Genomic DNA, 13,689 nt, shown 5'->3' on the forward strand with positions numbered 1-13,689 from the left:
TCAAGATGAGATATCCCATTCGAAAGAAGTAAGACCCCTTGAAGACGACGAGGTAGATAGGGCAGAGGTGGAAGTGCAGCAATGTATGGAGCTGACTGCTACTAATCGGTCGAGGGCTTGACCTAATCGTTTAGGAAGCGGCGGGGGAAGACAGGAGCTTAAGGAATGTTTACATTCCATGAAGCGGAAGTCAGACCGAAGCCATTTGCGAAGCAAAGGACACGAAATAAGCGAAGCTTATGAGTGACGGTTGCTAAGCGGACTAAGCAGAACGGCAGTTGGAAAGTTTCGTTTTATATATGTAGTTTTGAAGGTATATATCAATTTTATATAGGGGATTAGTTCAATGGTAGAGCACCGGTCTCCAAAACCGTCGATGGGGGTTCGAATCCCTCATCCCCTGCTTTAAAAACTCCAGTATTTGCTGGAGTTTTTTTGTATTCTCAATTTTAGGGTAATTAAAAAGTAATCACAATAATAGGTACTTTAAGTTTAAAGCAAAAAGCTGCCACGGGGAATATATTGAGATATATTTTCTGTGACAGCCATTTTTATAGAAATGAGATTGCTATAAAACCTTTATAAACTTATAATAGAAATATTTTGTTTTGGGCAGTTTCTTAAGAAAAGCTTTTTGTGATTTACGATAAGCAAAACGCAGTGTGCGGATTTGCTGCTTTGTAGGCTTTTTATTTCCAAAATATATTTCTTCTGCTTCGTTGCATAGTTTTTCAAAGGAATTTTGTTTTTCCTCAGGAAGTTGTTTCGTGAATTTTTGCTTCCAGTCATAAGCAGCTAAATCTTTTTCAGAAATTTTAAATTCTGCTTGCCATAGTTTTAAAAGATTTTGATAAAGCAGAAAATAACTTTTTGTGCGGCTATGGACAAAGTAGCCTATTCTTTTTTTGTACAAAATTTGATAGCGCAAAACGAATAGCAATAGGAGAATACAAAATCCCAGCAAAAATTTGAAAATAAACAGATAATTCTTTTTTTCAGGTTTATTTTGCTTTTGTGCTTTGGTTTCAGAAGGTTTTTCAGTTTCTGAATTCGTATTTTTCTCCTGAGAGTCAGGTTTGGTTGTCTCAGGATTTTCCGAAGACGGTGGAACTTCTGTATTCGGAATGCTGTTTTCTGGTGTATTTGTAGAAATATTTGTGTTTTCATTAACAGAGCTGGGAGGAGTGACCTCCACCGGAACCCAGATACCGTTTCCAATATAAACTTCCGTCCATGCATGGGCGGAACTGTCTTTCACATTACAAGTAAAAGTTTTGCTATCTTTCTTAGTAAAGTCTTCAGGTTGTGCCACATAACCGGTGACATATCTGGCTGGAATTCCATACATCCGAAATAATAAAGTACCTGCGGTAGCAAAATGTACGCAAAATCCCCGGTGTTGTTCATATAAAAATTCATATAAAAAGTTGCTGTCTGAAGATACCGGTGCAAGAGAAAGGCTGTACGATGCCTTAGATTTTAGAAAATTTTGTATTTCTTCTGCGGCCTCTTGGATAGTATCGAAGTCAGGATTGTCACTTATATTAGTGTAAACAGGAAATCCCGAAAGGTCAATTTTTAATCTGGAAGAAATTTCTGAGTCGTCATCCATGTATTTCTGTCGTACATAATTTCCATAGTTTTTATTCAAAGATTGGTATTTCTTTGGCACACCACTTTCGGAAGTAAAAAGTAAGGATGCTGATGTAAGAGAAAGTGGATAATAGGAAAGCTTATGAGGCATAGAAAATTTACTTTCTATTGCATAGGTATCATCAAAAATAGTATTTTTTGATAGTTTTACACCATAAGGAAAATAGGTAAATTTCTGTGCAAATTTAGGCACCACAGAAAGGGATGTAATTTTATCAGGTGCGTTTTCTTTTCCCATTGTGTAAGGCAGAGAAAAGAAATTTTGGAGTTCATCATCTGAAAGTCGGTTCTTTTCATAAAAGCTGTCCCACGAGTCTGAAGCTGGTGCGCTCCATACAGCATCATCATAATCCTGTCCGACAAATCCTCGTAAATACAAGGGAGAAGAAGGTTTTTCCTTACATGTTATTTCAAACATGGTCTGCCTGCTATATACCGGCGCTCGGTTACTTAAAGTCAGCTGTTTATTAGAACTCTCCTGTTCAAAAGAAAAAAACGGTTTCGAAGAGGAACTTTTTGTATTTTGGGATTGTGGTAAAAAAGTTTTACTAAAATTGTCAGTGAACTCGTTGACTGTCTTGTGAACCGCATGGTTGTATTTAAAAACTTCAGGAGCAAAATGCGGAACAAGAAATCGGATACACATAAAATAAAGTCCTAAGGCAAGAACAAGAGCTATGGGTTTTGTCGAGTACCAGAAAAGGCAGGCACCGATTATACATCCTATGGATAAATAGGATGGGGAAACACCCAAGAAAAAGTTCAAAAAAACAGGAAGACTTAATAATACAAAAAACAGAAAAGATTTTTTATATTGCAGCAACAGCGAAAGCAGGAGTAAAAAAAGATAAGTGACTGCAAGAAAAAGGAAATTCAAATCTATTTTTTTTACAGTTGTTGCAGAGGCATTTAAATATTCCTCCTGAAAAAGTATCTGAAGCCTGTGTAAAAAGGAATTTCCCTGTGTAAAAAAGCGTTTTCTGTATAAATAAAGAGTAAAGACATAAGGAAGTACAGAGGCAAGAAAACGTACAGGAAGTTTTTTGATTTTTTGTAAAATCGTTAAAAAGAAGGAAAACAATCCAAGTATTAGTATAATTTTGTAATTCAAAGCAGCAGAAGAAATCATGAGTAAAAGACTGGAATAAATACCCAAAGCAAAAGTAAAAAGGGTAAAAAAGGAATAAAAAGAAGAAGGTACACCGACTGCGTGTTTTTCTTTTGGTATAATTATGGAAATAGAAGGCTTGTCTTTCTTTTTCATGAGTATCTCCTTTATAAAATAAGTGTGTTGTTTTTCAAAGCTTCCGAAGTGTTGCCGGAACAATCTAAAAGAAGCTGTTGATTTTGATAAATCTGTAAATCTGTATTTAAGAGAAAGGTTGTAAAATAAGTATCACAAGGATAGGTGCAGGAATACAGAGAATACAGGTTTTCTTTTGAAGCTGTAAGGGTTTCATACAGTAATTGATGCAAAAAAGAAAGGTAATCTTCTTCATTTCGAATGGGGATACGAAGAAGGGCATGTTCTTTTTCGTTATACCATACAATAAAATGGTTGCAGCCGTAATAGAGGAAAGAGTAAGAAAGAGAGGCTGCATATTGCAAAAAAGTACTGTATTGCGAAGGAGAGGCCTTTTTATCGGACTTTCCTTTCTCTAAGAAAAGAAGTATAGGGAAGCCCTTTGGTCTGCCGGTTTCTTTTACTAATAACTGGTCTGTACGTGCACTGAGCTTCCAGTGAATTTGTCTTAGCTTGTCGCCGGGAAGAAATTCCCGTATATCGCTTGTGTGGTAAGAGCCTGCACCGGAAACAATTTCCTCAAATCCGTCACATTCTGCTGAAAAAAATCGTATTCCTTCACTTAGTTGTATAGGAATTACAAAAGGGGAAGGATAAAAAAGAATATCAGACTTTGCTTTACAAGCCACGGATAGACTCAGCAGGTGTGTAAAACTGTATATTCGGACCTTATTCGTCTGTAAATGAAATTTCCCATAGTAATCATTGGCAATATTGCCTGATAGAACACTGGTTTTTCTCGCATTTAGGGAAAAGCAGTAATCAGGCAGGGAAATTTTATTTTGAAAAGCATCTGTAAAATGCCATTTCAGCCGAATATAAGGCATGGGAAAAACTCCGGTATTTTGTGCCTGTAAATGAAATTCTAAAAGCTTGTTTGATTCGTTGTCGTTAATGATAATGTCAGGCAATTCAACTTTTAAATGTCTGCGGCTGTATAGTAAAATCATAAGCTCCAGTATCCAGTCTATAAAAAGAAAGAGAAACAGAGCACAGGCAGCTGTACTTTGATATAAAATTGCAAGATAAAGACATAGAAGAAGCAGTAAAAAAGTTATGAGATTAAAAACCATAAAACATCCTTTCTTGTAGACTTTAATGTCTGCTTCGCACAGACGGAGAAGGTGTGGCAGCTAAAATTTCTTTTAAAATAGAGTAGGCAGACACTTTGCTTATGCGGGCTTTTGAGCTGATAAGAATACGATGTGTACAAACATCACAGAAAACGCTGTGCACATCCTCCGGACGTACATAATTAAATCCGTGTAAAAAGGCTCTTGCCTGAGCCATTCGTGTCAGAGCCAGAGTACCTCTTGGGCTTACACCCAGTTCAATTAAGTGATGATTTCGTGTGGCGTGAATAAGAGCCACGATATATTCATAGATAACATCGTGAATAAAAATATTTTGACATTCTTTTTGTAACTGTATCAGTTGTCTGGCATTTAAAACAGGTTGTACGGTCTCAATGGTATTTTCTGCCAATCTGCCTTTTAAAATAGAAATTTCTTCGTTTTGTTCCGGATAACCGATTTGCAGACAAATGCTGAAGCGGTCCATCTGAGATTGGGGAAGAAGTTGAGTTCCGGCAGAGCCGGCAGGATTTTGTGTAGCCATTACAATAAATGGCTTTGGCACAGGATGTGTAGCTCCGTCAACGCTGACTTGCCCCTCTTCCATAACCTCTAAAAGGGCAGACTGTGTTTTGGGAGAGGTACGGTTGATTTCGTCTCCCAAAAATAAGTTGCACATCACTGCTCCGGGCTGATAATAAAATTCATTTGTTTCCTTTCGATACATGGTAAATCCTGTTAAATCAGCGGGAAGAACATCCGGTGTAAAGGTTAAACGGTTTTCTTTTAAATTTAGTGCTTTGGCAAAAGCAAGAGCCATGGTAGTTTTTCCTACACCAGGAACATCTTCAAGCAAAATATGCCCGTTGCTTAAAATAGCCATCATGATTTTTTCAATACATTTATCTTTTCCGATTACGGCTTTTTGCACTTCCTGAATGACTTTATATGCAAGAGTAGTATTGGTGTCCATAAAAAATCCTCCTGTATGAAATATATAAAATTATACCATAATCTTGTGAAATAGTCAGTCTATTTATAAATAAAATGAGAGAAGCAGATGTATATCCGGGGGATGGGGTTACAGGATGGGGGAAAAATGGAAAAAATAAAGATGGAAAGAGTTCTGTAAAAAGCAGGAAAATACAACCCCTACTCCGGCTTGTGGACGGTAATGGATATCTATATAATTGAAAACAACATGAAAAGAAAGATGAGGAAAGAAAAAGATGAAAGAAAATCAAGTAAAAAAATTAGTGATGGCAGCGATGTGCGTAGCTCTTGGAATTATTCTTCCAATGGCTTTTCATACTATTCAAAATGCAGGCAGTATTTTTCTGCCCATGCACATTCCGGTGTTAATTTGCGGGCTTTTGTGTGGATGGCAATATGGGTTGATTTGTGGATTTTTAACACCTGTTTTGTCAAGTCTTTTTACAGGAATGCCACCGGCAGCAATTTTACCGGCAATGGTCTGTGAGCTGGCAGTTTACGGAGTGTTAACAGGTATTTGTATTAAATTTATTCACACAGGAAAGCAGATTATAAATGTATATATTTCTTTGATTATCGCAATGATAGCAGGAAGAATTGTCAGCGGAATTTTAAAAGCGCTTATTTTTAATGTGGGACAGTATAGCTTTAAAATTTTTATAACATCCAGTTTTGTTACTTGCCTCCCGGGAATTATTGTTCAGTTGATTTTTGTTCCGGTTCTTGTCTTTGCATTGCAAAAGTCAGGGGTAGTAGGTAGAGAAAGGGCATAATATTTATGGATATAAAAAGTTATTTTAATAAGATGGCAGATAATTGGGATGAAGATATTTTACCCATAGATGAAATCAGAAGGTGTATTGTATTTTTAAGCGGTATAAAAGAACATACGCATATTTTGGATGTTGCTTGTGGTACAGGAGCTATGTTTGCGGCTTTACAGGAGAAAAATCCAGAGCATGTAACAGCAGTTGACATATCGGAAAAGATGGTGGAAATTGCTAACAATAAAGTGAAAGACAATCCTTTATTTGATGTAAGATGTGGTGATTTTTTTGAAATAGAAGATGAGAAATATGATTGTATTATGATTTATAACGCATATCCTCATTTTATAGATAAAGAAAAGTTGGTCGCAAAAGTGTCACAATTATTAACGCCAGATGGGAGATTTGTTGTGGCGCACGGAGCAGGGAAAGAAATAATTAATTTACATCATTCAAATGTGCCAAAAGAGATTACTTCGCATCTATTATCAGCAGAGGAAGAAAGTAAATACTGGAAAAAATATTTTAATATAGATATTTTAATTGATATACAGGAATTTTATATGTTTTCAGGTACTCTTGCACTTTAAAATACTAAAATTTATTGACAAATAAAAAAAACAGTTATATGATAAATATAATTTTTAGAAAGAAAAGGAAAATGTGATGATGAAGCAGAAGAAAATTGATACAAATAAAAAGTATTATTTTTCTTACCTGGGCTATTTTTATAGTGCGGGTATTTTCTGCTGTAATAAACATTTAGAGTTGCAATCATTTTAGTAAGTGATGAAGCGCCGGTGTTTGCATACAGCAGACATCGGCTTTTTATTTCGGAGGAGGAAAAGACTATGATTTTAGTATTAAAAAAAGGAGCAGATGAAAATAAGGTGGAAAGCTTGAAGCAGCAGCTGAAAGATATGGGATTAGGACTCCATTTATCAGATGGAGCCAATGCTTCCCTAATTGGATTGATTGGAGATACAACAGAAATTGACGCAGAATGGTTAGGAGCTTTAGAAGTTGTAGAGTCTGTTAAGAGAATTAAAGAACCATATAAGAAAGCAAATAAAGATATGCACCCTAATGATACAGTCATTGATGTGGCTGGAAGAAAAATTGGCGGGGGACATTTTCAGGTAATTGCAGGACCGTGTTCTATTGAAAGCAGAGAGCAGATGACAGAAGTTGCCAAGGATGTAAAAATGGCAGGTGCAGGATTGCTAAGAGGAGGAGCTTTTAAACCCAGAACTTCTCCCTACTCTTTTCAGGGACTTGAAAATGAAGGACTGCAAATGCTTTTAGAAGCTAAGAAAGCAACAGGGCTTCCGATTGTAACAGAGATTATGAGTGCTGAACATCTTCCATTATTTGAAGATGTAGATGTTATTCAGGTAGGAACAAGAAATATGCAGAATTTTCAGCTGTTAAAAGAGCTGGGAAAAGTAGATAAACCAATTTTGTTAAAAAGAGGTATGGCAAATACATTAGAGGAGCTCTTGATGAGTGCAGAATATATTATGGCAGGGGGAAATGAAAAAGTTATTCTCTGCGAGAGAGGTATTCGTACATTTGAGACTTCTATGAGAAATACCTTAGATATTTCAGCCATTCCTATGCTGAAATCAAAAACACATCTTCCCGTAATTGTAGATCCAAGTCATGCAGCAGGTATTCGTTTTATGGTAGAGCCTCTTACTATGGCTGCTATTGCTGCAGGAGCAGATGGAGTAATGATTGAGGTGCATAATAATCCGGAAAAAGCACTTTGTGACGGAAAGCAGTCTTTGACACCAAAGAGCTTTGAAGAGTTGATGAAAAAAGTCAGAAGAACAACAGAATTTTTCCAAAAAGAGATGTAATGCAGGAGGACTGAGAATGAAAGCACTGGTATTGGCAGAAAAGCCTTCTGTTGCCAGAGATATTGCAAGAGTTTTAAAATGTGGTAAAAAGCAGAATGGAGCACTGGAAGGAGAAAAGTATATAGTTACATGGGCTCTGGGGCATTTGGTAACTTTAGCAGATCCGGAAGAATACGATAAGAAATATAAAGAGTGGAATTTAGAATACCTTCCTATGCTGCCTAAGAAAATGGATTTAGTTGTTATTAAACAGACTGCAAAACAATATCAGGCAGTGAAAACCCAGTTGTATCGAAAAGATGTAAATGAAATTATTATCGCAACAGATGCGGGGCGTGAAGGTGAACTGGTTGCCAGATGGATTTTGGAGAAAGCCGGATGTAGAAAACCTGTGAAGCGTCTTTGGATTTCGTCTGTCACAGATAAAGCTATTAAAGAAGGATTTGCACATTTAAGACCGGGAAAAGATTATGAAAATCTGTATGCGGCAGCTGTATCAAGGGCAGAAGCCGATTGGCTGGTAGGTATCAATGCTACAAGAGCGCTGACCTGCAAGTATAATGCTCAGCTTTCCTGTGGACGTGTACAGACACCTACTTTGGCAATGATAGCCAAAAGAGAAGAGGAAATTCGAAAGTTTCAGCCGGAAGAATTTTATGGCATTACTTTAAAAGCTGGAAATATGCGCTGGAAATGGCAGGATAAAAAAAGTAACAGTACACGTTCTTTTCATAAGGAAAGAATGGAAAATATAAAAAATGCAGTAAACAGTGACTTATTAAAAGTTGTTTCTGTGGAGAAAAAGAGTAAGAGAATACCTGCTCCGGGACTTTATGATTTAACAGAACTGCAAAGAGATGCTAATAAAAAATTTGGTTTTTCTGCAAAGGAAACCTTGAATATTATGCAGCGGCTTTATGAAAATCATAAGGTGCTTACATACCCCAGAACAGACTCCAGATATATTGGAACAGATATTGTTCCTACGATTAAAGAGCGATTAAAGGCATGTGCAGTAGGACCGTATAAAAAAATAGCGGGAATGCTTTCGATGAAGCCCGTGAAAGGGAACGCTTCTTTTGTAGATAACAAGAAAGTCAGTGATCATCACGCAATTATTCCTACAGAGCAGTTTGTACAGTTAGAGCATATGACCAGTGAGGAACGCAAAATTTACGACTTAGTTGTTCGAAGATTTTTCAGTGTATTATATCCTCCATTTGAGTATGAACAGACTACCATGAAAGCAGAAGTGTCAGGAGAAATATTTACAGCACAGGGAAAAATTGTAAAAAATATTGGCTGGAAAGAGGCTTATGAAGGAACATGGTCAGAAGAAGATGAAGAAGAATTTCAAAAGCTTTCGGAACTGAAAGTGGGAGAAACACTGAAAATAGAGCAAGCAGAGCTGACTGTAGGAAAAACGAAGCCACCGGCAGCATTTACAGAAGCAACGTTACTTTCTGCTATGGAAAATCCTGTAAAGTATATGGAAACACAGGATAAAAAAGCAGCCAAAACTCTGGGTGAAACAGGTGGTCTTGGAACTGTTGCCACAAGAGCCGATATTATTGAGAAGCTTTTTCATACATTTCTTATGGAAAAGAAAGGAAATGAAATCCATATTACATCTAAAGCAAAACAGCTTTTAGAATTGGTTCCTGAGGATTTAAAAAAGCCGGAACTTACAGCGGATTGGGAAATGAAACTGTCTAAAATTGCAGAAGGAAAGTTGAATAAGGATGTCTTTTTAAAAGAAATCTCTGCATATACAGAAGACATTACGGCAGAAATAAAAGGTGCAAACGGTACATTCCGCCATGACAATCTGACAAACACAAAATGTCCTGTATGTGGAAAACGTATGTTGGCCGTCAATGGGAAAAACAGTAAAATGTTGGTTTGTCAGGACAGAGAATGTGGACACAGGGAGACAATTTCCAGACTGACAAATGCCAGATGTCCAAATTGTCACAGAAAAATGGAGATGTATGTAAAAGGAAAAGAAGATACTTTTATCTGTGCTACTTGTGGATATAAGGAAAAACTGTCCAGCTTTAAACAACGCAGGGAAAAGGAAGGAGCTGGAGTCAGTAAAAAAGATGTACAGAGATATTTGAATAAGCAGAAAAAAGAAGCGCAGGAGCCAATAAATAATGCGTTTGCAGATGCATTTGCAAAACTAAATTTAAAATAAACAAGAAGAGATTGTCCAAAATGTGGCAATCTCTTTTTCTGTTATATACCCCAATTTATAAAAATTTTTCTTGTCATTGCAGATTTTGTGTGCTAATATGATACCACACTAAAGTAAGGCGGAAAGGGGAATGATATATGTCAGGATTTAATATGAAAGTTACACCGGAAATTGAGCAGCTTACCAAGCTTTGTAAAGAAAACAGTATCATAGATACAGATTTATATCAAAAATATGATGTCAAAAGAGGACTAAGAGACTTAAATGGAAGAGGTGTGCTGGCCGGGTTGACTCAGATTTCTAATATTGTACAGAAAAAAATAGTAGATGGCAAAGAAATTCCCTGTGATGGTGAATTATATTATAGAGGAATTAACATTGTAGACTTGACAGACGGATTTTTAAAGGAACAGAGATTTGGCTTTGAGGAAGCTGCTTATTTATTGCTTTTTGGGAAATTACCAAATAAAGAGCAGTGGAAGGAATTTAGTGAAATTCTGGCAAATCAGAGAGAGCTTCCAACTAATTTTGTCAGAGATGTTATTATGAAAGCACCCAGTCAAGATATGATGAATACACTTTCCAGAAGTGTATTGACTTTATATTCTTATGATGAAAATCCGGAAGACATTTCTTTACCAAATGTATTACGTCAATGTATCAATTTAATCAGCGTTTTCCCAATGTTGTCTGTGTATGGATATCAGGCACATGAACACTATAACAGAGACGGAAGTCTCTATATACATAATCCAAGAAAAGACTTATCAACAGCAGAAAATATTCTTTTAATGCTGCGTGCAGATAAGCAGTATACCCCATTGGAAGCACAGATTTTAGATTTGGCGCTGGTACTGCACATGGAGCATGGCGGTGGTAACAACTCTACCTTTACAACACATGTAGTGTCTTCTTCGGGAACAGATACCTATTCCACCATAGCGGCTGCGTTAGGATCTTTAAAAGGACCAAAGCATGGCGGCGCCAATATTAAGGTAGTCAGTATGTTTCAGGATATGAAAGAAAATTTAAAAGATTGGACAGATGAAGAAGAGATAGAAAATTATTTGACAAAACTTTTGCATAAAGAAGCTTTTGATAAGAGGGGGCTGATTTATGGAATGGGGCATGCGGTATATACTATTTCAGACCCAAGAGCACAGATTTTCAAAAGGTTTGTAGAAAAACTGGCAAAGGAAAAGGGAAGAAGTGCAGATTACGATCTCTATGCGAGGGTAGAACGTCTGGCACCACAGGTGATTGCAAGAGAGAGAAGAATTTACAAAGGAGTCAGTGCAAATGTAGACTTTTACAGTGGGTTTGTGTACAGTATGCTGGGGCTTCCTATTGAACTTTATACACCAATGTTTGCCATTGCACGTATAGTAGGATGGAGCGCTCACCGAATGGAGGAATTAATTAATACTGATAAAATTATTCGTCCTGCATACAAAAATATACTAGAAACACAAAAATATTCTCCTTTGCAGGATCGGATTTGACAAACTATATGCTCACCTGTTACTATTGAAGAAACAGGGAAGAAAGGGCAAAAGAGATGTTTAAAAAATTTTTTCCGGATGTATATATGGAGTCTACCTATAAAATTGATTTTCAAAAACTTTATGAAGAGGGATATCGAGGTGTTATCTTTGACATAGACAATACATTAGTGCCGCATGGTGAACCGGCAGATGAAAGAGCTGTTGCACTGTTTGAAAATTTAAAGAAAATTGGTTTTCAGTGTTGCCTTTTATCTAATAATCAGTATGAAAGAGTCAGTTCTTTTAATGACAAAGTACAGGTGCAGTTTATTGAGAATGCCCATAAGCCTTCCAGAAAAAATTATCAAAAGGCAATGGAAATTATGGGGACATCTGCAAAAGACACGGTTTTTGTAGGCGATCAGCTTTTTACAGATGTTTATGGTGCAAAGAGAACGGGAATTTATAATATTTTAGTAAAGCCAATTCATCCGAAGGAAGAAATTCAGATTGTTTTCAAGCGAAAATTGGAGAAAATCGTACTTTATTTCTATGAGAAAGAGCAAAAGAAAAAAGAAAGATAAAAAATAGTTGAAAATTGTGCGGATGTATTATAGAATGAAGTATAGTGGAAAAACCGAAGGGTTTTCCCAATGGACGAAATAAGGAGGAATATCATTATGATATCAGCAGGAGATTTTAAAAACGGTCTCACACTGGAAATTGATGGTAATGTAGTACAGATTATGGAATTCCAGCACGTTAAACCAGGTAAGGGTGCTGCATTCGTTAGAACAAAATTAAAAAATGTTATCAGTGGTGGAATTATTGAAAAAACATTCAGACCAACTGAAAAATTCCCACAGGCACGTATTGAACGTGTGGATATGCAGTATTTATACAATGATGGTGATTTGTATAACTTCATGAACAATGAAACTTATGATCAGATTGCTATTGCTCAGGATACAGTTGGAGACGCTTTAAAATTCGTTAAAGAAAACGAAACAGTAAAAGTATGTTCCTATAACGGAAGCGTATTTGCTATTGAGCCACCATTATTTGTAGAGTTGGAAATTACAGAAACAGAACCTGGATTTGCAGGAAACACAGCACAGGGTGCTACAAAACCTGCAGTTGTTGAAACAGGCGCTACTGTATACGTTCCTTTATTTGTAAACCAGGGTGACGTTATTAAAATTGATACAAGAACAGGTGAATATCTGTCCAGAGTATAAGACACATAAAGTATATCGAAGCAGTTTAGCTGTTTCGATATACTTCGATAAAAAATTTAAATTCTAAAATTCTATTTCAAGATTAAAATTCATTTCACATTCGTGATTTTATTCCAAAACAAAGATATTTTAAAAAGATATTATGTGGTATGGAGAAATTCTGTCTTTTTACATTCTCTGTGCTGCTTAATATAAAAAATAATTAAGAAAAGGAGAATGTATATGGAGTATGAAACATTCAAAGAGGCCGTAATGGACCTTTTAACAGAAAAGACTGGAGGAGAAAAATATATTTCGTTGCATCGCGTAGAAAAAAATAACGGAATTGAGTTGGATGCTCTGGTCATTCGAGACAAAAGAGATAAAATAGCACCTATGATTTATCTAAAGCCTTTTTACGTGGATTTCCAAGGGGGGCTTTCTTTGGAGGAAATAGCAGTGCAGATTTTACAGTTGTCAGTAACGGAGAAACAGGAGGAATTTTCATTGGCGGATTTTGAAGATTACAGGAAGGCAAGGACAAGGGTATATTATAAGCTGGTAAATTATGATATGAATAAACGAAAGCTTCAATATATGCCACACATGAAATATTTGGATTTGGCAGTGGTGTTTTATTATCGGCTGGAACGTGGAAAATTAAATGGAGCATCGATTGTTATTCATGACTGTAATCTTCATACATGGGGAATTGGAAAAGAACAGCTGGTAAAAGATGCCCTTTTAAATACCAGCAGAAAATTACCTTATACTATTCAGGGAATGGAAGCTTTAATTGCCGAGTTAAGTGGAGAACAGCCAAAAATAGCAGGCGAGGAGCTCATGTATATTCTGACAAACGAGGAAAAGTACTATGGAGCAGCAGTAATCTTATATCCTCATGTTTTAAATCATATCGCAAAAGTTCTGAAGAAAAATTTCTATATACTCCCAAGTAGTGTTCATGAATGTATCTTAGTTCCGGATCAGGGACAATATTCTCGTATTGAATTAAAAAATATGGTCAAAGAAGTAAATGACAGTCAGGTAGAAGATGAAGAAATTTTGTCTTATGAAATCTACTATTACGATTGTAAAAAAGAAGCCCTTATGATGTAGCAAAGAAAAAGAAAGGAGATG

11 protein-coding genes, 1 tRNA gene and 1 rRNA gene are annotated in these 13,689 nt (G+C 36.3%); 10 read left to right on the plus strand and 3 right to left on the minus strand.

What is annotated here, in order from left to right; translation table 11 throughout:
- Both BQ7352_RS08305 and BQ7352_RS08310 read left to right on the plus strand, forming a co-directional pair.
- Positions 1-125: ribosomal RNA gene (locus tag BQ7352_RS08305) — 23S ribosomal RNA — on the plus strand; the annotation flags it as partial.
- A gap of 207 nt (positions 126-332) precedes the next feature.
- Positions 333-403, plus strand: a tRNA-Trp gene (locus BQ7352_RS08310).
- A 165-nt stretch (positions 404-568) separates the two neighbouring features.
- Here the strand turns inward: BQ7352_RS08310 and BQ7352_RS08315 are convergent.
- From BQ7352_RS08315 to BQ7352_RS08325, 3 genes are all read right to left on the minus strand, one after another.
- Positions 569-2,071 (minus strand): transglutaminase-like domain-containing protein, encoded by a 1,503-nt coding sequence (locus tag BQ7352_RS08315; protein ID WP_330390423.1) that lies wholly within the window; start codon positions 2,069-2,071, stop codon positions 569-571.
- A gap of 857 nt (positions 2,072-2,928) precedes the next feature.
- Positions 2,929-4,029: a DUF58 domain-containing protein gene (locus BQ7352_RS08320; protein WP_072448694.1), complete on the minus strand. Its 1,101-nt coding sequence runs from the start codon at positions 4,027-4,029 to the stop codon at positions 2,929-2,931.
- 22 nt (positions 4,030-4,051) lie between these two features.
- Positions 4,052-5,002, minus strand: coding sequence for an AAA family ATPase (locus BQ7352_RS08325; protein ID WP_072448696.1), 951 nt, complete (start codon positions 5,000-5,002; stop codon positions 4,052-4,054).
- A gap of 256 nt (positions 5,003-5,258) precedes the next feature.
- On the opposite strand from BQ7352_RS08325, the gene BQ7352_RS08330 reads away from it, so the two are divergent.
- The 8 genes from BQ7352_RS08330 (at position 5,259) to BQ7352_RS08365 (ending at position 13,668) form a co-directional block, all read left to right on the plus strand.
- On the plus strand, positions 5,259-5,795 hold the full coding sequence (locus tag BQ7352_RS08330; protein ID WP_072448698.1) for an ECF transporter S component: 537 nt from the start codon (positions 5,259-5,261) through the stop codon (positions 5,793-5,795).
- Positions 5,796-5,800: 5 nt separating this feature from the next.
- Positions 5,801-6,379, plus strand: coding sequence for a class I SAM-dependent methyltransferase (locus tag BQ7352_RS08335; RefSeq protein ID WP_072448700.1), 579 nt, complete (start codon positions 5,801-5,803; stop codon positions 6,377-6,379).
- Positions 6,380-6,640: 261 nt separating this feature from the next.
- Entirely contained in the window at positions 6,641-7,651 is a 1,011-nt protein-coding gene (gene aroF, locus BQ7352_RS08340) for a 3-deoxy-7-phosphoheptulonate synthase (protein WP_072448702.1), read from the plus strand.
- Positions 7,652-7,667: 16 nt separating this feature from the next.
- Positions 7,668-9,848, plus strand: coding sequence for a DNA topoisomerase III (locus BQ7352_RS08345; protein WP_072448704.1), 2,181 nt, complete (start codon positions 7,668-7,670; stop codon positions 9,846-9,848).
- A 137-nt stretch (positions 9,849-9,985) separates the two neighbouring features.
- Positions 9,986-11,350: a citrate/2-methylcitrate synthase gene (locus BQ7352_RS08350; protein ID WP_072448706.1), complete on the plus strand. Its 1,365-nt coding sequence runs from the start codon at positions 9,986-9,988 to the stop codon at positions 11,348-11,350.
- A 56-nt stretch (positions 11,351-11,406) separates the two neighbouring features.
- Positions 11,407-11,916, plus strand: a complete 510-nt coding sequence (locus BQ7352_RS08355; RefSeq protein ID WP_072448708.1) for a YqeG family HAD IIIA-type phosphatase — start codon at positions 11,407-11,409, stop codon at positions 11,914-11,916.
- Between the two features lie 96 nt (positions 11,917-12,012).
- A complete protein-coding gene (gene efp, locus BQ7352_RS08360; protein ID WP_040351083.1) occupies positions 12,013-12,570 on the plus strand; it encodes an elongation factor P in 558 nt (185 codons plus the stop codon).
- Positions 12,571-12,792: 222 nt separating this feature from the next.
- A complete protein-coding gene (locus BQ7352_RS08365; RefSeq protein ID WP_072448710.1) occupies positions 12,793-13,668 on the plus strand; it encodes a DUF5688 family protein in 876 nt (291 codons plus the stop codon).
- Positions 13,669-13,689 lie beyond the last annotated feature (21 nt).

Source organism: Blautia sp. Marseille-P3201T (assembly GCF_900120295.1).
Taxonomy (GTDB): Bacteria; Bacillota; Clostridia; order Lachnospirales; family Lachnospiraceae; genus Blautia.

Coding starts and splice junctions, on each gene's coding strand:
- BQ7352_RS08335 (WP_072448700.1), top strand. CDS start 5,801: ATGGATATAAAAAGTTATTTTAATAAGATGGCAGATAATTGGGATGAA.
- BQ7352_RS08350 (WP_072448706.1), top strand. CDS start 9,986: ATGTCAGGATTTAATATGAAAGTTACACCGGAAATTGAGCAGCTTACC.
- BQ7352_RS08320 (WP_072448694.1), bottom strand. CDS start 4,029: ATGGTTTTTAATCTCATAACTTTTTTACTGCTTCTTCTATGTCTTTAT.
- BQ7352_RS08355 (WP_072448708.1), top strand. CDS start 11,407: ATGTTTAAAAAATTTTTTCCGGATGTATATATGGAGTCTACCTATAAA.
- efp (WP_040351083.1), top strand. CDS start 12,013: ATGATATCAGCAGGAGATTTTAAAAACGGTCTCACACTGGAAATTGAT.
- BQ7352_RS08330 (WP_072448698.1), top strand. CDS start 5,259: ATGAAAGAAAATCAAGTAAAAAAATTAGTGATGGCAGCGATGTGCGTA.
- BQ7352_RS08325 (WP_072448696.1), bottom strand. CDS start 5,002: ATGGACACCAATACTACTCTTGCATATAAAGTCATTCAGGAAGTGCAA.
- BQ7352_RS08315 (WP_330390423.1), bottom strand. CDS start 2,071: ATGTTTGAAATAACATGTAAGGAAAAACCTTCTTCTCCCTTGTATTTA.
- BQ7352_RS08365 (WP_072448710.1), top strand. CDS start 12,793: ATGGAGTATGAAACATTCAAAGAGGCCGTAATGGACCTTTTAACAGAA.
- BQ7352_RS08345 (WP_072448704.1), top strand. CDS start 7,668: ATGAAAGCACTGGTATTGGCAGAAAAGCCTTCTGTTGCCAGAGATATT.
- aroF (WP_072448702.1), top strand. CDS start 6,641: ATGATTTTAGTATTAAAAAAAGGAGCAGATGAAAATAAGGTGGAAAGC.